22 protein-coding genes and 1 tRNA gene are annotated in these 26,517 nt (G+C 33.6%); 16 read left to right on the top strand and 7 right to left on the bottom strand.

Going from position 1 to position 26,517, the window contains the following annotated elements:
* Nucleotides 1-66: 66 nt before the first annotated feature.
* The 4 genes from pnp to AC07N0_RS16110 form a co-directional block, all read right to left on the bottom strand.
* Complete coding sequence (gene pnp / locus AC07N0_RS16125; RefSeq protein WP_492799383.1) at nucleotides 67-2,196, bottom strand: polyribonucleotide nucleotidyltransferase; 2,130 nt, start codon at nucleotides 2,194-2,196, stop codon at nucleotides 67-69.
* Between the two features lie 223 nt (nucleotides 2,197-2,419).
* Nucleotides 2,420-2,695 (bottom strand): 30S ribosomal protein S15, encoded by a 276-nt coding sequence (rpsO, locus tag AC07N0_RS16120; protein ID WP_184135770.1) that lies wholly within the window; start codon nucleotides 2,693-2,695, stop codon nucleotides 2,420-2,422.
* A 73-nt stretch (nucleotides 2,696-2,768) separates the two neighbouring features.
* Entirely contained in the window at nucleotides 2,769-4,256 is a 1,488-nt protein-coding gene (locus AC07N0_RS16115; RefSeq protein ID WP_494589989.1) for an LptF/LptG family permease, read from the bottom strand.
* 112 nt (nucleotides 4,257-4,368) lie between these two features.
* Nucleotides 4,369-4,761: an START-like domain-containing protein gene (locus tag AC07N0_RS16110; RefSeq protein WP_492799385.1), complete on the bottom strand. Its 393-nt coding sequence runs from the start codon at nucleotides 4,759-4,761 to the stop codon at nucleotides 4,369-4,371.
* 329 nt (nucleotides 4,762-5,090) lie between these two features.
* Between AC07N0_RS16110 and AC07N0_RS16105 the strand changes: the two genes are divergently transcribed.
* Together AC07N0_RS16105 and menD are read left to right on the top strand one after the other, a co-directional pair.
* Nucleotides 5,091-5,164, top strand: a tRNA-Met gene (locus AC07N0_RS16105).
* 88 nt (nucleotides 5,165-5,252) lie between these two features.
* A complete protein-coding gene (gene menD / locus AC07N0_RS16100) occupies nucleotides 5,253-6,971 on the top strand; it encodes a 2-succinyl-5-enolpyruvyl-6-hydroxy-3-cyclohexene-1-carboxylic-acid synthase (protein ID WP_494589988.1) in 1,719 nt (572 codons plus the stop codon).
* A gap of 45 nt (nucleotides 6,972-7,016) precedes the next feature.
* On the opposite strand, the gene AC07N0_RS16095 is transcribed toward menD, so the two are convergent.
* Nucleotides 7,017-7,919: a tetratricopeptide repeat protein gene (locus AC07N0_RS16095; protein WP_494589987.1), complete on the bottom strand. Its 903-nt coding sequence runs from the start codon at nucleotides 7,917-7,919 to the stop codon at nucleotides 7,017-7,019.
* A gap of 202 nt (nucleotides 7,920-8,121) precedes the next feature.
* On the opposite strand from AC07N0_RS16095, the gene AC07N0_RS16090 reads away from it, so the two are divergent.
* From AC07N0_RS16090 to AC07N0_RS16075, 4 genes are all read left to right on the top strand, one after another.
* Entirely contained in the window at nucleotides 8,122-8,559 is a 438-nt protein-coding gene (locus AC07N0_RS16090; RefSeq protein ID WP_492799388.1) for a peptidylprolyl isomerase, read from the top strand.
* A 31-nt stretch (nucleotides 8,560-8,590) separates the two neighbouring features.
* Nucleotides 8,591-8,833, top strand: a complete 243-nt coding sequence (locus tag AC07N0_RS16085) for a hypothetical protein (RefSeq protein WP_494589985.1) — start codon at nucleotides 8,591-8,593, stop codon at nucleotides 8,831-8,833.
* Nucleotides 8,834-8,999: 166 nt separating this feature from the next.
* Complete coding sequence (locus AC07N0_RS16080; protein WP_494589984.1) at nucleotides 9,000-9,245, top strand: hypothetical protein; 246 nt, start codon at nucleotides 9,000-9,002, stop codon at nucleotides 9,243-9,245.
* Nucleotides 9,227-9,526, top strand: coding sequence for a PIN domain-containing protein (locus AC07N0_RS16075; protein ID WP_494589983.1), 300 nt, complete (start codon nucleotides 9,227-9,229; stop codon nucleotides 9,524-9,526). The genes AC07N0_RS16080 and AC07N0_RS16075 overlap by 19 nt, the downstream gene beginning before the upstream one ends.
* Before the next feature lie 201 nt (nucleotides 9,527-9,727).
* Here the strand turns inward: AC07N0_RS16075 and AC07N0_RS16070 are convergent, their stop codons facing one another.
* The gene (locus AC07N0_RS16070) at nucleotides 9,728-11,539 is read right to left on the bottom strand and encodes a M61 family metallopeptidase (protein WP_494589982.1); all 1,812 of its coding nucleotides are present in this window, start codon (nucleotides 11,537-11,539) and stop codon (nucleotides 9,728-9,730) included.
* Between the two features lie 224 nt (nucleotides 11,540-11,763).
* Between AC07N0_RS16070 and AC07N0_RS16065 the strand changes: the two genes are divergently transcribed.
* The 6 genes from AC07N0_RS16065 to trmB all read left to right on the top strand — a co-directional run bounded on the left by AC07N0_RS16065 (nucleotide 11,764) and on the right by trmB (nucleotide 20,799).
* Entirely contained in the window at nucleotides 11,764-14,787 is a 3,024-nt protein-coding gene (locus AC07N0_RS16065; RefSeq protein ID WP_494589981.1) for a tetratricopeptide repeat protein, read from the top strand.
* A gap of 63 nt (nucleotides 14,788-14,850) precedes the next feature.
* On the top strand, nucleotides 14,851-16,542 hold the full coding sequence (locus tag AC07N0_RS16060; RefSeq protein ID WP_494589980.1) for a TonB-dependent receptor: 1,692 nt from the start codon (nucleotides 14,851-14,853) through the stop codon (nucleotides 16,540-16,542).
* Nucleotides 16,543-16,590: 48 nt separating this feature from the next.
* Nucleotides 16,591-17,670, top strand: coding sequence for an HU domain-containing protein (locus tag AC07N0_RS16055; protein WP_494589979.1), 1,080 nt, complete (start codon nucleotides 16,591-16,593; stop codon nucleotides 17,668-17,670).
* Nucleotides 17,671-17,706: 36 nt separating this feature from the next.
* A complete protein-coding gene (locus AC07N0_RS16050; RefSeq protein ID WP_492799396.1) occupies nucleotides 17,707-18,678 on the top strand; it encodes a hypothetical protein in 972 nt (323 codons plus the stop codon).
* Between the two features lie 127 nt (nucleotides 18,679-18,805).
* On the top strand, nucleotides 18,806-20,098 hold the full coding sequence (locus AC07N0_RS16045) for a bifunctional folylpolyglutamate synthase/dihydrofolate synthase (RefSeq protein ID WP_494589978.1): 1,293 nt from the start codon (nucleotides 18,806-18,808) through the stop codon (nucleotides 20,096-20,098).
* A 47-nt stretch (nucleotides 20,099-20,145) separates the two neighbouring features.
* Nucleotides 20,146-20,799 (top strand): tRNA (guanosine(46)-N7)-methyltransferase TrmB, encoded by a 654-nt coding sequence (gene trmB, locus AC07N0_RS16040; RefSeq protein ID WP_494589977.1) that lies wholly within the window; start codon nucleotides 20,146-20,148, stop codon nucleotides 20,797-20,799.
* 62 nt (nucleotides 20,800-20,861) lie between these two features.
* Here the strand turns inward: trmB and gap are convergent, their stop codons facing one another.
* Nucleotides 20,862-21,872, bottom strand: coding sequence for a type I glyceraldehyde-3-phosphate dehydrogenase (gap, locus tag AC07N0_RS16035; protein ID WP_492799399.1), 1,011 nt, complete (start codon nucleotides 21,870-21,872; stop codon nucleotides 20,862-20,864).
* An 820-nt stretch (nucleotides 21,873-22,692) separates the two neighbouring features.
* On the opposite strand from gap, the gene AC07N0_RS16030 reads away from it, so the two are divergent.
* From AC07N0_RS16030 to AC07N0_RS16015, 4 genes are all read left to right on the top strand, one after another.
* Nucleotides 22,693-23,511 (top strand): 2,3,4,5-tetrahydropyridine-2,6-dicarboxylate N-succinyltransferase, encoded by an 819-nt coding sequence (locus AC07N0_RS16030; protein WP_492799400.1) that lies wholly within the window; start codon nucleotides 22,693-22,695, stop codon nucleotides 23,509-23,511.
* Between the two features lie 159 nt (nucleotides 23,512-23,670).
* Entirely contained in the window at nucleotides 23,671-24,528 is an 858-nt protein-coding gene (locus tag AC07N0_RS16025; RefSeq protein WP_494589976.1) for a CvfB family protein, read from the top strand.
* Between the two features lie 99 nt (nucleotides 24,529-24,627).
* Complete coding sequence (locus AC07N0_RS16020; protein ID WP_492799402.1) at nucleotides 24,628-25,098, top strand: helix-turn-helix domain-containing protein; 471 nt, start codon at nucleotides 24,628-24,630, stop codon at nucleotides 25,096-25,098.
* 655 nt (nucleotides 25,099-25,753) lie between these two features.
* A complete protein-coding gene (locus AC07N0_RS16015; protein WP_492799403.1) occupies nucleotides 25,754-26,224 on the top strand; it encodes a pyrophosphohydrolase domain-containing protein in 471 nt (156 codons plus the stop codon).
* Nucleotides 26,225-26,517: the final 293 nt, after the last annotated feature.

Genomic DNA, 26,517 nt, shown 5'->3' with positions numbered 1-26,517 from the left:
TAATCGTTTGGTAAGATATATTTTTTAGTTCGTTATCAAAAGAACGTAATAAAATGCGGATTTGTTCTAATTCTTTTCTGGTTTTGGTAAAAGAGCTTTACGTGATAAGCGGAACTTGCCAGTTTTCTTATCAACTTCAATCAATTTTACTTTTACTTGTTCTCCGATTTGTAATACACCTTCCACTGTTTCTAAACGTTCCCATTTGATTTCAGAGATATGTAATAAACCATCTTTGCCAGGTAAAAACTCAACAAATGCACCAAATGGCATAATTGACTTTACAATACCGTCGTAAACTTCGCCTTCTTCAGGAATCATCACAATTCCTTTAACCATAGCAACAGCTTTGTCCATCGACTCTTTGTTTGAAGAGAATATAGAAACATAACCACCATCTGGTTTTTCTTCAATCGTTACCGTTGCGCCAGATTGTTTCTGAATATCTTGAACAATTTTACCGCCTGGTCCGATTACTGCTCCAATTTGGTCTTTCAATATTTTGATAACCATCGCTCTTGGCGTATGAGGCTTCATTTCAGGTCTAGTTGCTTGGATAGCTTCTTTCATTTTACCCAAAATGTGTAAACGTCCACGTTTTGCTTGGTCTAACGCTTCCGCTAATACTTCATAAGAAAGGCCATCTACTTTAATATCCATCTGACAAGCAGTGATACCATTTTCAGTACCTGTTACTTTGAAGTCCATATCTCCTAAGTGATCTTCATCACCTAAAATATCAGAAAGAACTGCATATTTACCAGTTTTAGGGTCTGAAATCAAGCCCATTGCAATACCTGAAACAGGAGCTTTGATTTTTACACCAGCATCCATTAATGCTAAAGTACCTGCACAAACGGTAGCCATTGATGAAGAACCATTTGATTCTAAAATATCAGAAACTACACGGATTGTATATGGATTGTCTGCATCAGCAGGTAATACTTTTTTGATGGCACGCATCGCTAAGTTACCATGACCAATTTCACGACGACCAGGACCTCTGTTTGGTTTTACTTCACCAGTAGAAAACCCAGGGAAGTTATAGTGTAACATAAAACGGTTGTAACCAGATGTCATTGCTTGGTCAACGATTTGTTCATCTAGTTTAGTTCCTAATGTTACAGTAGTAAGTGATTGAGTTTCACCACGTGTAAATACAGCCGAACCGTGTGGTGAAGGTAAATAATCAACTTCACAAGTAATTTGACGAATTTCATCTAATTGACGACCATCCAAACGATAGCGTTCGTTTAATACTAATTGACGAGCCGCTTCTTTTTCAATATCATGGAAATACCATTTTGCTAACGTTTTGTTAACAGTATTGTCTTCTGGCAATGATGTGAAATATTCTTCTTCAATAGCTTTGAAAGAATCTTTACGACCACTTTTACTTGGGTTTGCTAATTTTACTGCATCATAAAACTTCGTAAAATAAGTATCCCAAAGGAATTTTCTCAATTCTTCATCATGTGTCTCATGATTGTATTCACGCTTAGCAGTTTTACCTGTTTCAGCTGTTAATTCAATCAAGGCAGCACATTGAACTCTGATAGCATCATGCGCAATTTTCAATGCAGCAAGCATGTCGGTTTCAGAAATTTCATTTCCTTCACCTTCAACCATCAAAATATCGTTCACATTTGCAGCAACTAATAATTCTAGTTCAGCATTAGCAATTTGAGAAGTAAGAGGGTTGACAACAAATTCGCCGTTGATTTTGGCAATACGAACCTCAGAGATTGGTCCGTTGAATGGAATATCAGACACTGCAAGGGCAGCGGCAGCTGCTAAACCTGCAAAAGCATCTGGCGTAATCTCAGCATCTGCTGAAATCATTGTAATCATTACTTGAGTATCAGCGTGGTAGTCAGATGGGAAAGTAGGGCGTAAAGCTCTATCTACTAAACGACTCACCAAAATTTCATAGTCTGAAAGTCTTGATTCTCTGCGTAAAAATCCTCCAGGGATTTTACCAGCCGAAGCAAATTTTTCTTGGTAATCAACTGATAGGGGTAAAAAGTCTGTACCTTCTTTGGCTGTTTGGCTAGATACAACAGTTGCCAAAAGCATCATGTTTCCGCTTCTCACGACCACAGACCCGTCTGCCTGTTTTGCGAGTTTACCTGTTTCGATGGTAACTTCTTTACCATCGGGCATTATTATTTTCTTCGTAATTACGTTAAAAGACATATTTTTTGATTAATTACCTTGATTGATTAATTGTTTAACGTATCAAACAAGGTTTTTGTTGGATGTTGATTCGCAAATTCTTCTGTTCGTCAATGTTTAATTAATCCTTAAAATTGTTTAGAGAAACTACTTTACTGACGAACCACCAAAAAATTGACGAGTACCCAAAGAGAGGAAATGTAAGCAGGGAATCTTTTTCAAGACTCCCTGCTTTGAAAGAAAATTACTTTCTAATGCCTAGTTCAGCAATGATAGCACGGTAACGAGTAATGTCTGTTTTGATTAAGTAATCTAACAAACTTCTACGCTTTCCAACCAACTTTAAAAGACCCATACGAGTAGAGTGATCCTTTTTGTTTTTCTTTAAGTGTTCTGTCAAATGAGAGATTCTGAAAGTAAACAAAGCGATTTGCGACTCTGCAGAACCAGTATCAATTTTTGACTTCTCATGTCCACGAGATTCGAAAATCCCCTGCTTTACTTCTGAAGTTAAATACATCTTCAACCAGTTTAAATTGTTATAAAATATGAAAACGTGCAAAAATAACGTTTTTTCTGGCTATTAGCAAATCTTAACTGTAATTATTGAAAAATCTCTTTGAAAACTTTGCTTTTTTAAGCTTTTCCTTCAGTTGATTAAAATAAACGATATAAGCGTCACTCTCGAACAGTCGAGAATCGTTTTTGGCTTTGTTTAAAAAATACAATCCGATTAAGAATAATACAGTGTTTGAAATCCATGCGCCTATCTGTACGATTACCCTGCTTTCTTTGGCTGCTTTGTCGCCCTGCTGGGTCATTACATACATTAATATAAAGAATACGATAGCAATCACCACTGGCAAACCAAATCCACCTTTTTTAATAATACCACCTAAGGGCGCACCAATCAAAAACATGACAAAAACCGCAAAAGCATTTGTGAATTTATGATGCCATTCAAGATTAGTTTTTCTTAAGTCCTCATCCTTAGAAGTTAAGACAGAAACATTACTTTCTGCAAAACTGAGGGCATTATTTACCTGAGAAATAGCAAAATCAAGCGTTTGATAGGGGTTCGCTGTGTGAACATCTCGTTTTTTGATGAGTGAGTCAATCGTACTCATCTTTATTTTTTTGAGTTTCTTCTGGTCTTCGCTTAATAGTGGTGGAAATTTGTTCATCTCAAACAGATAATACGACCGTGCATTGTCATAAAAATTGCCTCGTACCCTGTTAAAATCTTTTTTGAGTGAATCAGCATCTTTGGCTAATTCTCCATAACTTCTCATCATTTGATAATGCTTAAACTGCTCTTCTTCGGTTTTATGCATATCAAAAGCCGCTAAGCTCATCACTACTTTACTTTTCCGAAAAGCATGCGTAACCATATCTGTTTGGTTTGTATTGCTTGTTTTGTCGGCATCCTCTACATAATCGTTACCATTGAAAAGCTCAAAAATCAAATATTGTTTATCCATGATAGTGTACATCAACGCAGAATCAGCCAGTGTTAGGTGTTTGTTCCCATCATTTTTTGTATGATCGAAGATAACGATATTCTTTAAAGTCTTGTTATCAGGGTATTTTTTAGAAACTTTTATGCTGTAGCCAGGCAAATCATTGTAGAAAATCCCTTCTTTGATATTTAAGGTTGTTTTCGTTGTTTTAATATCATATAATAAACGATACCCTTTTAGGTTAGCCCAAGGCAAGGCAACATTATTGAACCAAAAAGCAAACAAACTAATCAACACTGTGACAATAAACATCGGTTGCATGGCACGCGTAATAGAAATACCAGCACTTTTGATAGCCGTTAATTCAAAAAACTCTCCTAATTTCCCATAAGTCATTAATGTAGAAAGAAGCATCGCTAAAGGCAAAGCTATCGGAATGGTAATTAGGCTGAAATAAAAGAAAAGTTCGAAATACACTTCAACTCCTAAATCTTTACCAAAAAGGTCTGCGAAGTAAACCAAGATAAGTCTCATTAAGAAAATGAAAATTACTACGGCTAATGTTAAGACAAATGGTTGCCAAAAGGACTTAATGATAAGTTTATCAAGTTTCTTAATCATATAATATAATTAAAACGCTCGTATTTCATTAAAGAAACACGAGCGTTGTGTGCGCTCTGTTAAGAAAACGCAAAATTAAATATTTTTGAGTTGATACGCTTGTTAAATAAGCTTAATTGCCAACAATTTCTTTGAGCTTATAAATTAAATCTTCCCACAGTTCATTTAATTCGCTTTCATCTGTATTATCAGAATAGTCAACAATTTTTAAATAAGTAGAGCCTGTTAAGTCACTTACTTCCATTTTGAACTCAATATAATTATGGTCTCTGTCTTCAGCACTACTGGGTAAAAAATCAAATTTGGCCGATTTATTTAACCTCAGTTGTGAAAGTTTTGCAATATGACTATCGCCATCCCAAGAAAAATCAAATGTTGAACTGTCTTTCAATGTGACTTTCTCTGCAAACCACTGTTGTAAGCCAGACGCTGAGCTAATGTAAGGAAAAAGTACCTTAGGAGAGGCTCTCAATTCAAATTCTACAATAAATTTATGTTTGCTCATAATCCTAACATTTAAAGGTAATTAAATCACAAAATTACTCGACGAAACAATTTGTGAAGATAGATGTCGAGTAATTGACTCCCGAAACTCTGTTTTGGCAAAGGTATAAATGTTAGAGAAATACGCAAGCTTTTTTTTTAATTTCAAAAAATTTACTTTTTCTAGCCTAAAAAATGTATTACGTTTCCTTATTGATTCTCAATTATTTATATGACATTTTAATGAATTAATGATGAAATTAAAAAAATAATTTGAATAAAAAATGAAAGTATTTCTAAAATACCTTTGCATTTGAATACAAAAGCACTAATTTTGCACCACAATACGACAGCGGGATAGCTCAGATGGTTAGAGCGTAGGATTCATAACCCTAAGGTCGGCAGTTCGATCCTGCTTCCCGCTACTTATTAAAAGCGTAATTAATTGAAATTCAATTGGTTACGCTTTTTCTTTTTCATCAATATTTACTGTTTACTAATCTGTAAGTATCTATGCTTTTACAACCCATCGTAAATCTTGTAGAAATTCTTTCAAGAAAAGGTGTTCATCATGCCATTATTTCACCCGGTTCACGGAATGCTCCATTAACAATTGCTTTGGTGCGTCACCCAGCTATTGAAACATTGTCGATTTCTGATGAACGTTCCGCTGCTTTTATTGCGTTGGGGATGGCTCAAAACCTTAGCAAACCCGTGGCTATTTGTTGCACTTCTGGCTCTGCAGCGTATAATTATGCACCAGCAGTAGCAGAGGCTTTTTTTCAAGAAATTCCTTTGATTATTCTGACTGCTGATAGACCCAAAGAGTGGATTCATCAGCATGATGGACAAACAATATATCAAACAGATATTTTTGGCAAACACGTCAAGCAAAGCTTTGAAATAGGCGCTGATTATAGCCATCCAGATGCTATCTGGCATATTGAACGAACCGTTAATCATGCCGTGAATCTGGCCAATACTTTTCCTAAAGGGCCTGTTCATATTAATATTCCGCTGAGAGAGCCTTTTTACCCACTTGAAAATGAATTAGTTGTCTCTGATGGCAATGCCAGAGTAATAGAAAGAGTTGAAACATCAAATATTCTTTCAAACGAAGTTTGGGCTGATCTTTTAGCAAGTATCGAGCAATATGATAAGGTATTGATAGCAGGCGGACAAAATGAATTTGACCCTGATTTAACAAGTATATTAGAGAAGCTACAAGACGAATTTAATTTCCCTGTTGTTGGAGACTCCATCTCAAACTTAAAATTCAACTTGATTTCCAATCAGGATGTTTTTCTACAACAAGATGCTGAAAATTTAGCACCAGAACTATTAATTACGTTTGGCAAATCCTTTATTTCAAAAAGTTTTAAAACCTTTCTGAGAAAAAATAAGGCTATCGAGCATTGGCATTTGAGTGTAGACAATCATTTGATTGATACCTTTCAATCGTTGACTAAAATACTCCCTGTTCAGCCGCTGTATTTCTTTTCAAAACTATTAGAAGAAATAGATTTTACTCAATTCAAAAACGGCGATGATGAAGAGAGAAATAGTGATTATTTGGACGCATGGAAAAGAAATAGTTTTAAGGCAAACAATTATCTAGAGCATTTTTTCTTAGAAAACTTTCATCAATATCAACTGAATGAATTTTATGCCATCAAGAAATTATTAGATGCTTTCCCTGCTGATTGTCAACTACATTTGGCTAATTCTATGTCAGTACGTTATGCCAATTATATAGGAACTGACCCAACTAAGAAAATAGCAATATTTGCCAACAGAGGAACGAGCGGAATAGATGGTTGTGTAAGTACTGCTGTTGGTGCAGCCCTGAGTACTACCAAACAAGTATACTTATTAATAGGGGATTTAGCTTTTTTCTATGACAGAAATGCCCTTTGGAATCGTTATGTGCCTGATAATCTGAATATTATTTTAATGAATAATCATGGTGGTGGAATTTTCAGAATAATTGACGGACCAAGTAAACAGGCTGAGTTAGATGATTATTTTGAAACGATTCAATCATACACTGCTGAAAAAACAGCTTCTGAAGCGAATCTTGAATATTTCAATGCGAAGACCGTCACAGAATTTCATCAATTTTCAGAGGCTTTTCTTGAACCAAACGGAAAATCAAAAATCTTTGAAATAGAAACAGATAGTAAATACAATACAGAGATATTCAAGAAATTTAAAGCAGGTTTTTCGCTTTGAGTTAAATTAAAAAAGACTTTACTGATAAGGTAAAGTCTTTTTTAATTATTTAATATCGATACTACTATCTAATTTCTTGGCCTCTTGAAATTTCACTAAAGCCTCTTTCTCATTACCCGTTTTTTGAAAATAATAACCTAAATTTCTCAGCGTATAAGCATTTTGTGGATTAATTCTTAAAGAACGCTCTAGCGTTTCTTTGGCTTGGTCTAGCTTCCCGATTTGCAATAAAATATAGCCATAGTTGTTTAAATAAATCGCGTCGGTTGGTTTTAAAGCAATCGCTTGCTCTGAGAATACTTTTGCTTCTTGAAATTTTTGTTCTTCCGACAGGATAAATGCTAAGTTGTTTAAGGCAAAATCTTGTTTAGGATTAATCTCAATCGCTTTTTGAAAATCCTTCTTGGCTAAATCATATTGTTTGTTCTCAAAATAAATAAAACCGTGGTTGGAATAAGCCTCAGCATTATTAGGATTAATCCTGATAGCCTTTTCATAATCCGCCGTTGCTCCAGCAGCATTATTGAGTTGTACTTTTACATTTCCTAAGCTCACAAAATAAAAAGAGGAATCTTTAAAAGGCACAGCAATTTTTTCTAAATCCACTAAACTATTCTGAAAATCTCCTTTTTGAAAAAATACTTCTGAACGATTGTAATAAGCTTCCCAATATTTTTTGTCGATATCAATGGCTTTATCTAAATCTGTTAAAGCTTCATCCAATTCATCAAGCTTTTGATGGGCTAAGGCTCTGTTATTATAAGCATCTGCAAAATCTGGATTTTTAATAATAGCTTCGTCAAACCAATGAATCGCTTCTTGATATTCTTTATCTTTTAATTTATAATTTCCCCTTTCGAAGAATTTAATAGCCTCTTCTTTTTTATCTGCACCGCAAGAAAAAAGTAAAATGCCCGAGAGTATCAATAATAATGCGTTGTTTTTCACTGATTTTAAATGTTTTATGTAAATAATTGTCTTTGAAGATTCAGTTTTGTGTGATTAAGTCCCTCGTAAAATTACTAGAAATTGTTGGAAAGAACTCTAAAATTAGACAAGACTCCTTTCTGAACTATGACATTAACACTTTTGTTTCTAATTTTGTAAAGACAGTTCGCTGTCTTGATTTAAACTTTTAAAAAATATTGCAATGATTAAAGCTGAAATGCTAACCGACAAAGGTTTGATGGTGATAGAATTTTATGAGCAAGATGCTCCAATCCATGTTAAAAACTTTGTTGATTTATCAAAAAGTGGATTTTACGATGGCGTAACATTTCATAGAGTTTTACCTGATTTTGTGATTCAAGGTGGAGACCCAACTGGTACAGGTGGTGGTGGCCCTGGATATAGTATTGAATGTGAATTAACAGGAAATAATCAATATCACGACCGTGGTGTTTTATCGATGGCTCACCGTGGCAGAAACACAGGTGGTTCACAATTCTTTATTTGCCATAGCCGTAGAAACACTGCTCACTTAGACCGTAAACATACTTGTTTTGGTAAAGTAGTAGAGGGCTTAGAAGTAATCGATGCTATTCGTGAAGGCGATGTTATCCAGAAAATTACTATTACCGAAGAATAGGCTATTCTCACACAATTTAAATTAATCTGATATGTATTTTATTGGCGAGTTAAAAGGTTCTAGTCCTGATTTGAAAATTTCACTATATAAATGGAATTCAAAATTTTTTGTAAAGTTCGAAACACCAGATTTAGAACAAGTTTACAAAATATCAGAGATGGACGTTTCAGAAGATGAAGTTCGAGCAATGGTTAATGAAGCATTCGTCGAAAAAATTATTGCCCGTTTTAAAGAGATGTATCAAGATTTAGGAGAATTAATGGGAGATTATTAGCGTTGAAATTTAAATAAGGGCGATAAACTTTAACTAAATAGTTTATCGCCCTTATTATTTTCGTTTGTTAGAGTTTATTTTACACTAGAAAGTTTAATTTTGTAGGTATATTATATATGCTTCAAAACATATATAAAGTTTGATTTTTTGTTTAAACTGATAAGTTATGCCACAGATTATCATTAACTATAAAAATCCTAAAACGCTTGAAGCTTTAAAGGATTTTGCGAAATACTTTGATTTTTCAATACAAAACATTGACAAATCGAAACCCCCAAAAACGTCTTTAAATGGCGTTTCGCTTATATCAGGTGATAAGATGATTGATGTTTCTGATATATCTCAAATATTTACAGGTAAAGATATAGATGCCAAAGACTTACGCCAGAAAGCATGGAAACGAAGAAAATAATTTGTGATACTGATGTAATGATTGATTTTTTTGACGAAAATAAAAAACGACATCTAGTGACAAAAAAGATTATTGAAGAAGTTATTGGTATTGATAATGTTGTAATATCTGCTGTTACTAAGATGGAAATGATGGTTGGCGCTACCAATAAAATGGATTTAAGAACAATCAATAAAAAACTTCAACGTTTCCACATTGCCTTAATAAATGATAATATCTCAGTAATGGCTTTTGAATTAATTGAAAAATATTATTTAAGTCATGGTTTATGTAATGCCTGATGGATTAATAGCTTCAACAGCAATTATTACCAATTTAGAGTTATTTAGCTATAACATAAAAGATTATAAGTTTATAAAAGATCTTAAATTATTTAAAATCGATAATAAAGATTACGTACATAATTAACAATTATTGGAAAATAAAATAGGCTTCTTTAAAGAAAGAAGCCTATTTTATTAAATGAATCTAAAAATAGTTTTTTACAAAAACAACCATTTTTTATAAAGTGCTTTTTGTTCCTCAGTTTGGGTAGGAAGCGCTTCGATTACGAAATTTTTAGTAGGATTTCTCTGAATCTTAATCGCATAGGTTTTATCTAAACCATCTCTTTTCACTTTTACAGCTATAAGATCGCCAATCTTCTTGTTACTGATAGCTTTTAAAACCTCATCAGATTTTGAAATAGCCAGTCCGTCAATCTGCAAAATTTCATCATTAACATTCAATCCGTCGATATATGCAGGGGAATCTTTTATTACTCCTGTGATTTTCAAGCCACTAGCTGCTCTAAATTCAGCGCCTAAATATGGCTCATTTTTTTCAGCATTTTTATCAACCAGCGTCATGCCCACGGCAGACAAATAAGCATTGTAAGAGATAGCTTCTGTTCCAAAAACATATTTTTGGAAGAATTCATCCATTTTTTTACCAGCTACAGCTTCTACCGTTTTTTGAAATTCTTCATCTGTAAAACCTCTGCCTAGTTTTTTGTAATATTCGTTGTACAAAGCCTTCATTACATCATCGAGGTTTTTACCACCTTTGGTAGCTTCTAAAATGGCTAGATTCAAAACACCACCCAATACAGCTCCTTTGTCATAATAAGAAATAGTGCTATTTCGTGAGTTTTCGTTTTGGCGATAATATTTTATCCATGCATCCCAACTTGATTCTGCTGCTGATTGCACCTTGTTCCCAGGCTGATTTTCGATAGTATTGATTTCTGAAGCATAAGCACTCATATATTCTTCTGGCGTATTCAAATTAGCCCTACGCAAAATATAAGTAGCATAAAAACTAGTACAACCTTCTGAAAACCAAAGCATGTGCGTATAATTTTCATTTTCATAGTCAAACGGACCAAGTGCTTTTGGACGAATACGTTTTACATTCCATAAATGAAAATATTCATGCGCTATCAAATTTAATAAACCTTGATAACGTTTTGGATCTGAATAACTATTTCTAGATGTTTGGCAAGTAGTTGAATTAAGGTGCTCTAAACCGCCCCCGCCAACACCTAAATTATGAATCAAGAAAGTATAGTCTTTACAAGGATGTTCGCCAACGACAGACATAGCAGCTTCGCAAACTTTCTTGAAATCAGCGGTAACTTTAGCATCATCAAATTTTGCTTCTCCATACATTGCGATTTTGTGAGGAACGCCACTTAAATCAAACGAAAGTACTTTCTGCGTACCAATTTCAATAGGTGAGTCAATTAAAATGTCAAGGTTATCCGCTTGGTAAGTAAATGTACCAATATTTTTCAAGCCTGTTGAAACGGCCGTCCAGCCTTCATAAGGTTTAATTATCAACGTAGATGGAACTTGTTTCCATGCATTAACGTATAAGAATACACTTGCAGGGTTTAAATACCCATGTGAATCGTCTAAGAAAGATGTTCTAACCGATAACTCATAGGCATATACTTTATAAGAAATGCTTACTTCGCTGGTATTTTTATCAATCAGTACGCGCCAAGTATTTTTATTGATTTTATCAGCTTTTAAAAGACTCGCTTTGCTAGTAGCCTTAACACTTTCTACATTTTTAGCATATTCACGAATCAAGTAAGAACCTGGCGTCCAAACGGCCATTTTAAAATCGATATAACCTTGAGCCTTAGTTTTTAAATCAAGATTAGACACTTTCATGCTCACATCAAAATAATGAGAAGAAGGTTGTTCCATGGAAAGAGTGTACTCAATTTTAGGCTGACTTATAGGGGTCTGGGCCCTCAGGAATTGGCAAATGAGTAGGAATACGGCTAATATTGATTTTTTTTTCATAATTTAATGTTTGCTATGAACGTTTTAAAATTAAATAATACTTTACTATGAAAAAACCTTTGTAGCTTGATAATTTTACTTGATTATACTAAACTTACAAGCTTCGAAGGATTTCACAAATGTCAAAAGTAACAATCCATAGCTTGTTTAACAAATTATTTTCTATCTAAAAATAATCATATTTGCTTTTTTTGATAGAATAAACACCCTAAAAATCATCTCTAATGAAAAGATTAACTTCGTTAGTAATCTCAACACTCCTTTTATCATTCTTTGCTTTCAATACCGCTGTTTTGGCACAAAGCACATTAAGTTATTCAGATATCTCTGTTCATTTTAGAAATGGACAAGAACATTTTGAATCAAAGAATTATGAAGCATGTAGAGCAGAACTAACCCAATACCTCGAAGCAGACAGAACCTTTTTGGAAAAAGAAGACGCCAACAAAGTGTGGGCAGAATACTATTTAGTAAAATGTAGTTTGTATTTAAATTATTCGGATACTGAATTATTAGCCAATCGATTTGTAAGAAACTATCCTGAGCATCCTATTGCAGGAACGCTTTTTACAGAAATTGGTAATTATTTTTATGAGCAAGGTGATTATACCAGAGCAATAGATTATTTATCGAAAAGTCCTAAATCAAATGAAGAAGCACAATTTCGTTTAGGAATTTCGCATTTTACCCTTCAAAATTATAATGAAGCCCTTGTTATTTTTGATAGCATCAAAGGTGGACAAGGACAATACGCTCCTTCGGCTTCGTATTATGCCGGCGTAATTAATTTCAGGGCAAAAAAATATGAAGAAGCCATTTTTGATTTTAAACAAGCCGAACTTTCTACTTCTTATTTCTCTGAAATTCCAAGTTGGTTAGCCCATAGTTACTACCGACAAGGAAAATTTACTGAAATGTTGGCTTATACAGAGCCATTATTGAAAGAGAAAAATTCTGGGAAAAAACTAGATGATGTGGCGTTGTTAAGTGCAGAAGTATATTTTCAACAAGCAGAATATGCCAAGGCTGCCAATTATTATACCATATATAAGAACTACAAGTCTCAAGGCATGCCCTTGCCAATCGCCTATCGTTATGGGTATAGCCTTTATAAAACCGACCAGTTTGCACCAGCGAGTGAGCAATTAAAAAATGTTGCTGCCAAAGGCGATACCCTCGGTCAATATGCCGCTTATATTTTAGGGATTTGTTATTTAAAAGCCAATAATCCCAATTATGCATTAGGGGCTTTTGACCAAGCTAGAAAGACCAACTTCAATAAAACCGTTACGGAAGATGCAGACTTCAACTACGCAAAAGTATTGCTTGATTTGCAAAGAGGAGCGGAATCTATCAAAGCCTTTGAAAGCTTTTTAGCAAAATATCCAAACTCTAAATATGAAGACGAAGCCAATGAATTAGTCAGTGAAGCGTATTTATATTCTAATAATTATCAGGCAGCACTGGCCTATATAGAAGGCTTGAAAAAGCGAACGCCAAGAACCAATGCCGCTTATCAAAGGATTTCTTTTAATCAAGCAGTAAAATTATATAATGACGAGCGTTATGCTGAATCACTTCCTTATTTTGAAAAATCATTATTAACGCCCGAGAACCTAGAAACAAAGTATGCTGCTAATTTTTGGAAAGCAGAAGCATTATCGGCTGAGAAAAGATATTCAGAGGCTATTCCTTTATATCAATCATTAATTGCTACTTCCGATCCTTCTGTGAGTAGTTTAGCCGAACTTCAAAGCAAGAGTAAATATTCATTGGCTTACTGCTATTATAATAACAAAGAATACGATAAAGCGAATAAAGTTTTTAAAGAATATGCCGACCAGATGAAATCTTCTGGCGATTCACAATCGTATCAAGATGCGTTGATTCGTTTGGGAGATACTTATTTTGCGTCTAAAAACTACGACCAAGCGATTTATTATTATGATCAGGCCATTGCAGGCAATCGCTCAGACCGCGACTACGCTACTTTCCAGAAAGGGTTAGTATTAGCCTTGAAGGGTAATGAAGCAGGAGCAAAGGCAGCTTTCCAAAAAGTTCAAACGGATTATCCACAATCACTTTATTTTGACAATGCCTTGTATCAAGAAGCCAATCTGGAGTTTGTTGCTGGAAGATATATTCCTGCTATTACAAGATTCACACAATTAATTAATAATAAACCACAGAGTAGATTAATTCCAAACGCTTTATTAAAACGTGCCGCAGCTTTTGCCAACACAGCCAATCATGAGGCTTCTATTGTGGATTATAAGAGTATCTTGAAAAACTTCCCGACACTTTCACAAAGCAAAGATGCTTTGACGGGCGTGCAAGAAGAATTAAATGAAGTAGGTCGTCCAGAAGAATTTTCGGCGATTTTATCAGATTATCAACGAACTAATCCTACCGATAATTCAGTAGTTGGCTTAGAATATGAAACTGCTAAACGTCTTTTTTATGCGGATAAATTTGATAAAGCTATCATCGCATTGAGCGAATACGTGCGTAAAAATCCAACAAGCGTAGAATCGTATGAAGCTAAATACTTGATTGCTGAATCTTATTATAAATTGAACGACAAATACCAAGCGTTGAATTTTTATTATCAAGTAATAGCCGATAATAAATACAAATCAGTCAACAAAGCTTATGTAAAAGCTGCCGAATTGGAATTTAATAGTAATAATTTCAACAGAGCCATTACAAATTACAGAAATATTTTAAGGTTCGTAGGAGATAAAAAAGACCAGCAGGCAGCTTTAATTGGTTTGATGGAGTCTTATTATAAAATGTCAAGAGCAGATTCTACGCTATATTATGCTAATGAAGTAGCTAATACACCCGACTTAGTATTAGGAGCAAAAAGCAAAGCAAGGCTCTATACAGGTAAAATTTACATGGATAGAAATGATTTTATAAAGGCAACAGAATATTTCAATCAAACGATTCAAATTGCAAAAGACAATTATGGTGCAGAAGCGCAGTATCTGATTGCTAAAATTCTGTATACCCAGAAAAAATACAAGGAATCGTCTGAAATGATTATTAGCAAATTCAGAACAGACTTTGCTGATGCTGCCGATAACATTGTTGGTAAAGCGTATTTATTATTATCAGATGATTTTGTGGGTCTTGATAATATCGTTCAAGCACGTGCTACTTTAAACTCTATTATAGAGAACCTTCCTGACCAAACGATTGTAGCGGAAGCGAAAGTAAAATTAAAAGCTATCGAGAAACGATAGTACAGCACGTTATCACCATAATTTTCAATAAAATAGACTTCGGTAATTTAAACCTTTCTTACAATGCAAAATAGCTCATTTAATACCATATATACCCGACTCCCTTTATTACTAATCGCGCTTGGTTGTTCTTTGCAAATGAAAGCCCAGAAGAAAGAAGGAGAAGTAAAAACAGATGAAATTGAGGTTTGGAAAGAGGCAAAAGTAAATTTGCCTCAAGCGAATAGAATTTTTGAAAAAATTTCTACCGCTAAAATAGATAATACCAAAAAGCCTATTCGATATGAATTTATCGAAAGAAGATTGCCTGTAGAGACGCCCGAATTCAGTCCGACTGTGACAATGCCTGATAAAGGAAGTACCAAAGAAAACGAATTTGCGGAAAGATATAATAATATAATCAGGGCAGGAATTGGTAACTATGGACATACCTTTTTAGAAGGGCACGGAGGTTTTTCAACTGGCGAGGATAATTATCATGGCGTATACATCAAACATAATAGTTTTAGACTAGGTCCTATTGGAGCCAATTATTCTGGACAATCTCAGAATTTAATAAAGGTTCATAGCCGTACTTCGTTCAGTTCAGTAAAACTAGCGGGTGCATTGGGTTGGGAAAGAAGAGGTTTTGATTATTATGCATATAACAACCAAAGCAATTTTAATTTCCCTGAATCGCAAATTTTCAATTCGTGGAACAAGTTTAATTTTACAGGTACAGTAAGTAATAACAACAAAAATGCGAAGGTTGACTATGTACTTAACTCAAACCTATCATATTTATTTACCCACTTAAAGGCTAATGAGTTAGTTTGGAATGCGAATTTGAAAGGAGTATATCCCCTGACAGAACAGCTATCAGCCTTGCTTGAAGGAAGTATCGTTATCGCTCAGCGCCAAGACTCACTTACTTTATACCGTAACCTGTATAAAGTAAAGCCAACCTTTCAATTTAAAAATGATTTGTTTTCAATCACGGCGGGTTTAAATATTATCAATGACAGAGAAAAGAATACCTTCAATAACAGCTATTTATTCCCAATCGTCAAAATTGATGTGCAGCCTATAGAAGGTGTGAAAGTGTTTGCAGGATATGAAGGAGATGTATATGCAAACAATCTTTCATCCTTGTTAACCGAAAATCAATGGCTAGGAAGATTCACACAATTAAGGAATACCCGTAAAACGGCTGATTATTTTGCAGGAGCAAAAACTACTTTATCTAACGGCCTTTCGGTAGAAGCAAAAATTAGCTATGCTCGTTATAAAGATTTTTATGTATTCAATAGCAATTCAACAGATAGTACTCGTTTTGATGTGATGTATTCAAATGATACTACTATCGTAAAAGTAACTACTTTTTCAGGGCAAGCTAGCTATCAAATTCCTGATGTTTGGCGGTCTAATTTCAAGTTTGATGTAAATGTATACAGTGGCTTAGGGAATCTTGAGAAAGCTTGGCATCGCCCTGCATTCAATGCAACTTGGACGAATACTTTTACTGTGAAAGAAAAACTATTGTTAGCATCCGACTTTTACATTATCACGGGACTAAAAGGGAAAAATTATGTTACCAATCGTGAAGTAAAACTTAATTCGATTATCGACCTTAACGTAAAAGCTACCTATTTACTTTCTGAGCATTTAGATTTATTCATTTCGGTGAACAATATTTTGAATAAAAGTTATCAACGATACTTATATTATCCTACACAAGGGGTAAATTTTCTTGGTGGTCTGTCATATTCTTTCTAAATTCGTCCATAGAACATAAAAACCAATATTTGAATTCTTTTAAAATTTATGATAACAGTACAAAATCATATTAGAGAATTACTCTTTGAACAAGATTGTGTGGTAATCCCAGATTTTGGAGGATTCGTAACCAATTTTGATTGTGCCAAGGTTGATAAATTAGAACAATATATCAAGCCTGCACAAAAATGGTTGGCTTTCAATGGCTTACTAAAAAATGATGATGGTTTGTTGAGTAACTTTATTGCTAAGAATGAAGGAATAAGCAGAGAAGAAGCTACTCATAAAATTAAACTGTTTGTTGAAGAAGCCAAGAAAGGCATTCGTTTTGAACAACACTTTCATATTGATGGTGTTGGTATGTTTACGCAAAATGAAGAAGGTAAAATTCAATTTCACGCTTCAGAACAAAGTAATTTTTTAGGAGAAAGTTTCGGATTAGAAAAAATTTCTATCAAGCGAAGTAATATTATTCAGCCAATTGTTAAAGTGGATACTTTGGTTAATAATACAGTTTCTCAGAAAACTATTCAACATGTTTTTGCTAGTAATGATCGCGATACGTCAGCGATAGAGCTTAAAGTTATGGCTAATAGAGTATTGACTACTAAGGATAAAAAAAGAACTCCTGTATTGAAATTTTTAGTGGCTATGGTAGCTGCTTCATTGTTTGTCTCAGCTATTTATTTATATGATAATGAGAAAAACAGTTTAAGTTCTTTCAACCCTTTTCATTTTTCGCAGAAGCAACCTGCAGAGATGGAAGCTTACGCTGACCCCGTACCTGTAGATACTGCTACTCCTATAGCTATGGTTCCAAAAGTAGATTCTTCTAAATTTGTGAAAATTATTCCTGCTGTTAAATCAATTGAAAAACCGATACTAAATGAAGATGAAAATCGTTTTTTTGTAATAACAGGAAGTTTTGGACAAAAAGAGAATGCAGAAAATCAATTAGAAACACTGAAACGTAAAGGTTTTATTCATGCTTCTATTTTAAAACCATCAAAAGCCGGGAAATTAATTAAAGTTTCTGCTGGCGGTTTTAATGATGAAGAATCAGCTAACGAAGAAGCTATCAAAGTTGCTAAAGCTATCAACCAAAATGCCTGGATATTTAAAAAGTAAGTTTGGTAAATCTATCAATCATTAGCTATTATATCAATGAACTCCTATCAACTCGAAGAAGAAGAAAGTAAAAATAGGCAAAGAGCGCTTATTATTACAATTATCATTAATGCTTTAATGTTTTACTTATTTTGGTACATTACGGTATGGACTAGTGAGGAGAACAAAAAAGAAGAATTAGTGGGTGATGGAGGTTTTGTAATGAATTTTGGGACAGATAAATCAGGAAGTGGAAAAGTTTATACAAAAAACAAAGCCAGTGATTTAAAAGAAGAAATAGAATCTAAAGCTTCACCTGAAACTAAGAAAATAGAAAAAGTAGTTCCAAAGCCTGTGATTCCTCCAGAAGTTGAAAAAGTAAAAACAGTTGTTAAGAAAGCTCCTAAAGAACCACCAGTAGTCAGTAGCAAAGTTACTAGCCCTGTAAAAGTGAAAGAGGAGTTAATCACGAAAGTAGACAAGAAGGTAACGCCAAAGCCAGCAGAAGTAAAACCAGTACCGGCTAAAGCTCCTGAGAAAGTAAAGATTGATAATTCAGCCTTGTTACCAACCAAGAAAGGAAATAGTTCTTCTAATGGTACTTCAGGAACAGAATCAAGACCGGGAGGGGCATCTGATGGAAATTCAAAAGGAAAAGGAAATCAAGGTCAGCCAGAAGGAAAAGTTGTTGAAGGAGGGGATTACACTAAACGACCAGCAGGAGATGGGAATGGTGGAACAGGAGGAAGTGGAAGTGGTGGAAGTTCCTTAAATTTAACAGGTTGGACGTGGTTTAGTAAACCTGTTGTTGATGATGATTCAAATGATACTGGTATTATTCGATTCAAAATTAAAGTAGATTCTGATGGTGATGTAGTTGATATTAGCCTTGTGGAAAGTACAGTTAGTCCAACAGTCATGCAGAAATACAAAAGAACAGTTCAGAAGACCAAATTTAGACCAACAAGTGATGGAGATAGACCAGAATATTCCTCTGGAACAGTCACTTTCAAATTAAGTCCGAGATAATTATTGAAAAGTGTAAGTCGAAAGGCTTACACTTTTTTCTTTTAAGAGCATCCATCAATTATCTTTGTTCATTAGATAATCAGGATAAATCATCAGGATGGCTCTTTTAGCATCCGATTTTAATAAAATGACCTACGAAGAAACTATTCATTATTTATACCAACAATTACCCGTATTCCACAGAATAGGGAAGAAAGCTTTCAAGGCCAACTTAGATAATACCAATGCTATTTGTGCACATTTAGGAAACCCGCATGAAAAATTTAAAACAATTCATATTGCAGGGACCAATGGAAAAGGGAGTACTTCACATTTTATGGCAGCAATTTTGCAAGCTGCGGGTTATAAAACAGGCTTATATACTTCGCCACATTTAAAATCATATACAGAACGGATTCGTATTAATGGAGCGCCAATAGCTGAAGAAGAAGTGGTTTCCTTCGTGGCAGAGCATCAAACTTTTTTAGAGGATTTAAAGCCTTCTTTTTTTGAAATGAGCGTAGGTATGGCCTTCGACTATTTTGCTCGTCAACAGGTTGATATTGCGGTCATTGAAGTAGGTTTAGGAGGGCGATTAGATTCTACCAATGTTATTCATCCAGAACTATCTGTCATCACTAACATTAGCTTTGATCATACGGATATTTTAGGAGATACCCTTGCTCTGATTGCTGGAGAAAAAGCTGGAATTATCAAAAGAAATACGCCAGTCGTTATAAGTGAGTATCAAGATGAAACCAAGGATGTTTTTATGCAGAAAGCCTTGGCAGAAACTGCCGATATCTTTTTTGCAGAAGATAGTTTTTCAATAACATCATTTAATAACAGCGGACTATCACTAGTTTTAGAAATTTTAAATAAAAGAACGAACTTATCTGAAACGTATATTTCTCAATTAAAAGGGAATTATCAGTTAAAAAATATTTTAGGGGTATTACAAGCTGTTGAAATATTGAAACAACAAGGATTTGATATCTCCAATGAAGCTCTTAAATATGGAATTGAAAATGTAGTTTCAATTACTGGCTTAAAAGGACGTTGGCAAATATTATCAGAAAATCCAACAATGATTTGTGATACAGCCCATAATTTAAGTGGCATTACCGAAGTACTATCAAGCATCACTAAGATAAAATATAATAGGCTATGGATGATATTAGGCTTTGTTTCTGATAAAGATATTGAAGGCATTTTAGCTCTGTTACCTAAAGAAGCAACCTATATCTTTTGTCAAGCAAACGTCCCTAGAGCGTTAGAAGCCAATCTGTTAAGTGAAAAAGCAAAGCATTATAATTTGCAAGGTTCTGTCATTGAGGATGTAAACAAAGCCATTGCTTTTGTTAAAAATCAGGCTTCAGCTAAAGATTTAATTTATGTTGGTGGAAGTACTTTTGTAGTGGCAGATATTGACGAATTATAATTTTAAGAGCGTAATTAAATTATCAAGTAAAAATAAGTAGTAGATTAATGGGAAGGCAAAAAGCTAAAAGATTTGAGAGTAATATTATTCAAGAGAATGTTATACAAGAAGGAAAACCTTTGTATGAAAATATAAAAGGGGCATGGAATAAAGAGGTTTTTCATAATTCAAATCCTATCGTACTTGAATTAGGCTGTGGGAAGGGTGAATATACGGTGGGGTTGGCCAAGTTATTTCCTGAGAAGAATTTTATAGGCATCGATATAAAAGGGGATAGGATAGCAGTGGGTAGTCAAAAAGCCTTAGACAATAATTTAACAAATGTTGCCTTTCTAAGAACTAAAATACATGGGTTAGAGAGTTTTTTTGAAGAAAATGAAGTGTCTGAGATTTGGATAACTTTTCCTGACCCACAAGTATTACAGAGTGGCGTAAGGAGAAGGCTTACAAATCCGCGTTTTTTAGAGATTTATGCTAAAATTTTATCCTCAGGAGGCTATTTACATTTAAAAACAGATTCAGAATCATTCTTTAAATACTCAATCAATGCTTTAAATGATTTTGGAGCGAAGGGATTAGTAGAAACCACTGACCTCTATCATTCAGATTTGAATGTAAGACATTATAATATTAAGACCAGATTTGAAGAGATTTTCACGGCAAAAGGCTTCAGTATTAATTACTTATATTGTTCGTTTTAAAAGAGTATAAAACAAAAAAGGTGAATCAAACGATTCACCTTTTTTGTTTATTTGTCAGCTGATTATTTAATCAATTGAGCAAAATAATTTACTGTACGTACTAATTGAGAAACGTAAGACATTTCGTTATCGTACCAAGATACAGTTCTAACAATTTGATTATCACCTACAGTTTGTACTTTAGTTTGTGTTGCATCGAATAATGAACCAAATGAAGTACCAATGATATCGCTACTTACGATTTCATCTTCAGTATAACCAAAGCTTTCGTTTGAAGCAGCTTTCATAGCTTCATTGATTTCACTAGCTGTCACTTTTTTAGCTAACACTACAGTAAGTTCAGTTAATGAACCAGTAATAGTTGGAACTCTTTGAGCAGAACCATCCAATTTACCTTTTAATGAAGGAAGTACTAAACCAATTGCTTTTGCAGCACCTGTAGAGTTTGGTACAATGTTTTCAGCAGCAGCTCTAGCTCTTCTTAAATCACCTTTAGCGTGTGGAGCATCCAAAGTATTTTGGTCATTTGTATAAGCATGAACAGTTGTCATTAAGCCGTTTACAATACCAAATTGTTCTTCTAATACTTTGGCCATTGGAGCTAAACAGTTAGTTGTACAAGATGCACCACTAATTACTGTCTCAGAACCATCTAAAATATCATGATTTACGTTAAATACAATTGTTTTAGCATCACCAGTAGCAGGAGCAGAGATTACTACTTTCTTAGCACCAGCAGTTATATGAGCAGAAGCTTTTTCTTTATCTGTAAAGAAGCCTGTACATTCTAATACAACATCAACTTCATGTTTTCCCCAAGGAATAAGAGCCGGATCTCTCTGAGCATAAATAGTTACTTCTTCGCCATTAACTGTAATAGTGCTGTCAGTAGAAGTAACTTCTGCATTAAAACGTCCTTGCGCTGAGTCATATTTTAATAAATGAGCCAACACTTTAGGGCTAGTTAAATCATTGATTGCTACAATATCAATGCCTTCCATGTTATAAATCTGACGATAGACTAAGCGTCCTATGCGTCCAAAACCGTTGATTGCAACTTTTACCTTTGCCATTTTTAAATAAGGGATAATTGATTAAATCTACAATACAAAAGTAGAGTTTTTAGGAGAATAATACAAGTAAAAACAATATATATAAGTAACTATCTATATTAGTAATAATTAGCATTAAATTTAGTAAAAAGCTAATTATTTGGTTATAATTACTAAGAATAATAGTTATTAAATCCTTATTTACTAAATTAAATATTACACTTTTATGTACTTAATAGCTCGTAATTCTAATTAAGAATCTGCATTTAAACTACTTAATATCTACATACTAGGGCATAATATAACCCTCTACGTAAATAATATACAGCGCAATGTGACGACGTTAAGAAGATAATAGGGAAGGGGGTATTTGTTACCTTAAGCTCAATAAGAATTGTTTAAATAAAGATTTGTTGTTCTTCTCTTTAAGAATATGCTAAAACGATTCTCATACTAGCTTATATATTAAAAAGAGGCTGTTCAAATGAAGTCAATCTGAGAGAGAAATAAAATTAGGAAAATCCTGTATTCAATTATCTCTAGCTATAAACTGTCAAATTGACATACTATCATTAAAATAATCAACCAAACAATATTTTGTTTCACTAATATTTACATAAAAGTGCTATTTGCAATATACTTAAAATCAAGTATTTAAATCATTTAAAGTAAACTAATAGTTTTTAACATAAAATAGGAGAGCGTTAGTAAGGATAATGTCTAATAACTTAATTCTGATAATATTCTCTCAGACGATTCTCTTAATATAATTTCATTAAGTATGTTCAAAACAGATTATCTTTGTAGATTAAATAAAAGCAACAATATCCAAAATATTTAAATGGAAAATTTAAAACAAATTATTGAAAACGCTTGGGAGAATCCAACTTTACGTTCATCAGACGAAACAAAAAAAGCGATTGAAGCCGTAGTTGAAAAAGTAGATAAGGGCGAGCTTAGAACGGCACATCCAAATGATGATGGCTCTTGGACGGTCAATGAATGGGTTAAAAAAGCAATCGTAATGTATTTTCCTATTCGCCAAATGGAAGTGCAAGAAGTAGGTATTTTTGAATTTCATGATAAAATGAAACTAAAGAATAATTATGCTAATTTGGGCGTACGCGTTGTGCCACCTGCGGTAGCAAGATATGGAGCTTATTTAGCAAAAGGTGTAATCATGATGCCATCATACGTAAACATTGGTGCTTATGTAGATTCGGGAACAATGGTTGATACTTGGGCTACAGTGGGTAGTTGTGCTCAAATCGGTAAAGATGTTCACTTGAGTGGTGGTGTTGGAATTGGCGGCGTTTTAGAGCCACCACAAGCTTCGCCAGTGATTATTGAAGATGGTGCTTTCATTGGCTCACGTTGTATTGTTGTTGAAGGAGCAAGAATTGGTAAACGTGCAGTATTAGGAGCAGGTGTTACTATCACTGGAAGTTCTAAAATAATAGATGTGACAGGTACTGAACCTGTAGAATACATAGGTTTCGTTCCTGAAAATAGTGTTGTTATTCCTGGAAGTTTAACTAAGAAATTTGCTGCGGGTGAATATAATGTTCCTTGTGCTTTAATCATTGGTAAGCGTAAGGAAAGTACAGACCTCAAAACCTCCTTAAATCAAGCGCTAAGAGAAAATAATGTAGTTGTTTAAGGATTTATCCATTCAAGAAAAAAAGTCGTGAAAATCACGACTTTTTTTCTTGCTATTAACTTAAAAATAAGGTCTATGTACTATTTGATTGATTTTCATCTTAAATTCGGTCAATACATATACATTTCAACTGAATGTTCATTCTAAATAATATATAAAATGATAAATGAGACACATCCTTTACAATTAGGTAAATACAATAGGCTAGAAGTTATTAAGGAACTAGACTTTGGTTTGTATTTAGATGGCTTTGAAGGAGAAGAAATTTTGATTCCTAGAGTCTATGTTCCTGAAGGGACTCAAATAGGACAATTCTTAGATGTATTCATCTACAGAGATTCTGAAGATAGGCTTATTGCCACTACTTTGAAACCTTATGCTACAGTGGGAGAGTTTGCCTATTTAAAGGTGAAAGATGTGAGTAAATTAGGGGTCTTTTTAGACTGGGGATTGATGAAAGACTTACTTGTTCCTTTCGGTGAACAACAATCTAAAATGGCCGTAGGGAGGAGTTATTTAGTTTATATTTATGTAGACGAAGAAACACAAAGAATCGTGGCTTCTGCTAAGATCGATAAGTTTCTACCAAATGATGCAGAGGAGTTTGTTGAAAAACAACAGGTGGAATTGCTACCATATGAATACACAGATTTAGGCATAAAAGCATTGATTAACAAATGTAAAATAGGCGTAATTTACAAAAACGAAGTATTCAAATTTATAAATCTTGGAGAGTTTACAATTGGATACATTAAAAAAATAAGAGAGGACGGCAAAATCGATTTAACATTGGAAAGAATCGGATTTGAACGAATTGACAATACTAAACTCGCTATATTATCTCTATTAAATAACAACAATGGATTCCTTCCATACAATGACAAGACAAGTGCAGAGGTCATTTACAGCAATTTACAAATGTCAAAGAAGGATTTTAAGAAAGCAATAGGAGGATTATATAAAGACATGCGAATTATCATCAAAGAAGATGGAATTCACATAAATAAACAAGAATAAGTTAACATTTATATTCAATTACATTTGTAATTTACACAATCAATTATCATATTTACATTATTAAATTAATATTGTAAATATGTATTAAACATTTGTAACATGGATTTAAACAAAAAAATAGAACAGATAATAGTAGATAAAGGGCTATCACCAAGTTATTTTGCTGATGCCATTGGTATACAGCGAAGTAGTATCTCACACATTTTATCTGGGAGAAATAAGCCTAGTTTAGACATTGTTCAAAGGATATTAAAGGTATTTCCTGATATAGATAGAGATTGGCTTCTTTTTGATAGCGATTCACTTAGTCAGAATATCCCTCAACCTCATAAACAAGTAATTAGTACTCAACCAATTAGGCCTACTCAGAATAGAGATATAAAGCCTCAAGAATCGGTTAAAAATAGTAGTCCTGAGCAATTATATGTACAATCGTCTGTAAATGCCTTACAGAGGCGTAAAACAGAGCGTCCGGAAGTGGTTGAAGCACCCGCTCCATCTGGTAAGCAGATAGAAAGGATTGTTATATTTTACACTGATGGTACCTTTATGGAAAGTAAACCTGTTTGATAAAACTTGTACTTTTTTAATATATCCCTTACGCAGTTATGGGTAGAGTAGGAGGAAACTTTCCCGAGAAAGGAAGAGGAATTGAATAGAAAAGGAGGTAGATAATGCCTATTTAAAGGGCTCTTCTTTTCCAAAAAATGATTAAACAGGATGTTGTTTGAACGAAAAAGATATTGGCTCTTAAAATCAAAATCTCAAATTTTGATTTTAAGAGAGGGTAAAAGTGAGCGAAAAAAGTCCATTTCAAAAAATTAAATTAATATTTTATATATATCTATATTTAATAATATTGAAATATTAAATACAACATCTAGTATTTTTTTGTTATCCATCCGACTCTATTAAGTATTGATAACTACCTATTTATGCTAGGTACTTCCTATTATATCATCGTATTTATCTCTTTAAATACCTACTTTGGGGGGTAGTATGTAATGTAACGTTTCACACAATCGAACAACTATCTGTCTGACTGTCAATTAGTTAACTAAAGTGTTCCACGTGAATATATAACTTACTGATAATTAGATACTTATAATTTGATTAGCAATAATAGTAATATTTTAAAAATCAAATCCATTTATTGATGTATAATCTTAGTGCTATTCTTACTAATTTTGATTAAATTTTTACTTAAAACATTATATACAAAACCATGCAAAGCATAGATTCTCTTAACCAAGTTGCTGAATTTCATCGCACATTCAAAGCACCCATTCTTGATACACCACAGATACCTTCATTAGAACGATGTAAATTAAGAGTAAGTCTTATTGCTGAAGAATTGAGAGAACTGCAAGAAGCTATTGAAGCAAATGACCTTGTTGAAGTAGCAGATGCTTTGTGCGATATTCAATATGTTCTTTCTGGAGCTGTACTTGAATTTGGCCTTGGTGAAAAATTCGTTGACCTTTTTAATGAAGTACAAAGATCAAACATGTCTAAAGCTTGTAGTACTTATGAAGAGGCTGAGGATACTGTAAAATTCTATTTTCAAAAAGATGGTACAGTGGCCGAGATTTTAAAAGATGAAGATAAATTTTTAGTTTATAGAACTTCCGACAATAAAGTACTTAAATCTGTAAAATATTCACCTGCTGATTTAAAAAGTATTCTAACATTATAATTTTAATGATTCTGCCTTGAAAATCAATCGCCTCAGAATTAAATAATCAAGGCAGAATCATTGATAAAATATTTCATCGGATTCTCAGCCACTTCATTAAATTATTTTCACTTCAATCTTGTTTTATAATACATTATATATCAATCTATTACAGCAAACCACTCTCTTCTAAGTGGGGATATATAATCGGTATTAGCAGGTTCAAAAAAATAAATTTAATTGTTATATAATTTACATTATGTTAAATAAAACATTTAATAGCTAAACATTGTACCAGTTTGCTATTTCCTATC

The sequence above is a fragment of the Arcicella sp. GW821-FHT09D11 genome, assembly GCF_059416265.1.
The sequence above is the reverse complement of the archived record's forward strand: the minus strand, read 5'-3'. Positions and strand labels throughout refer to the sequence as shown.

Coding starts and splice junctions, on each gene's coding strand:
- AC07N0_RS16075 (WP_494589983.1), top strand. CDS start 9,227: ATGGAAACGAAGAAAATAATTTGTGATACTGATGTAATGATTGATTTT.
- rpsO (WP_184135770.1), bottom strand. CDS start 2,695: ATGTATTTAACTTCAGAAGTAAAGCAGGGGATTTTCGAATCTCGTGGA.
- AC07N0_RS16045 (WP_494589978.1), top strand. CDS start 18,806: ATGACCTACGAAGAAACTATTCATTATTTATACCAACAATTACCCGTA.
- AC07N0_RS16110 (WP_492799385.1), bottom strand. CDS start 4,761: ATGAGCAAACATAAATTTATTGTAGAATTTGAATTGAGAGCCTCTCCT.
- AC07N0_RS16090 (WP_492799388.1), top strand. CDS start 8,122: ATGATTAAAGCTGAAATGCTAACCGACAAAGGTTTGATGGTGATAGAA.
- AC07N0_RS16015 (WP_492799403.1), top strand. CDS start 25,754: ATGCAAAGCATAGATTCTCTTAACCAAGTTGCTGAATTTCATCGCACA.
- AC07N0_RS16060 (WP_494589980.1), top strand. CDS start 14,851: ATGCAAAATAGCTCATTTAATACCATATATACCCGACTCCCTTTATTA.
- AC07N0_RS16070 (WP_494589982.1), bottom strand. CDS start 11,539: ATGAAAAAAAAATCAATATTAGCCGTATTCCTACTCATTTGCCAATTC.
- trmB (WP_494589977.1), top strand. CDS start 20,146: ATGGGAAGGCAAAAAGCTAAAAGATTTGAGAGTAATATTATTCAAGAG.
- AC07N0_RS16050 (WP_492799396.1), top strand. CDS start 17,707: ATGAACTCCTATCAACTCGAAGAAGAAGAAAGTAAAAATAGGCAAAGA.
- AC07N0_RS16085 (WP_494589985.1), top strand. CDS start 8,591: ATGTATTTTATTGGCGAGTTAAAAGGTTCTAGTCCTGATTTGAAAATT.
- AC07N0_RS16030 (WP_492799400.1), top strand. CDS start 22,693: ATGGAAAATTTAAAACAAATTATTGAAAACGCTTGGGAGAATCCAACT.
- AC07N0_RS16080 (WP_494589984.1), top strand. CDS start 9,000: ATGCCACAGATTATCATTAACTATAAAAATCCTAAAACGCTTGAAGCT.
- gap (WP_492799399.1), bottom strand. CDS start 21,872: ATGGCAAAGGTAAAAGTTGCAATCAACGGTTTTGGACGCATAGGACGC.
- AC07N0_RS16020 (WP_492799402.1), top strand. CDS start 24,628: ATGGATTTAAACAAAAAAATAGAACAGATAATAGTAGATAAAGGGCTA.
- AC07N0_RS16065 (WP_494589981.1), top strand. CDS start 11,764: ATGAAAAGATTAACTTCGTTAGTAATCTCAACACTCCTTTTATCATTC.
- menD (WP_494589988.1), top strand. CDS start 5,253: ATGCTTTTACAACCCATCGTAAATCTTGTAGAAATTCTTTCAAGAAAA.
- pnp (WP_492799383.1), bottom strand. CDS start 2,196: ATGTCTTTTAACGTAATTACGAAGAAAATAATAATGCCCGATGGTAAA.
- AC07N0_RS16055 (WP_494589979.1), top strand. CDS start 16,591: ATGATAACAGTACAAAATCATATTAGAGAATTACTCTTTGAACAAGAT.
- AC07N0_RS16115 (WP_494589989.1), bottom strand. CDS start 4,256: ATGATTAAGAAACTTGATAAACTTATCATTAAGTCCTTTTGGCAACCA.
- AC07N0_RS16025 (WP_494589976.1), top strand. CDS start 23,671: ATGATAAATGAGACACATCCTTTACAATTAGGTAAATACAATAGGCTA.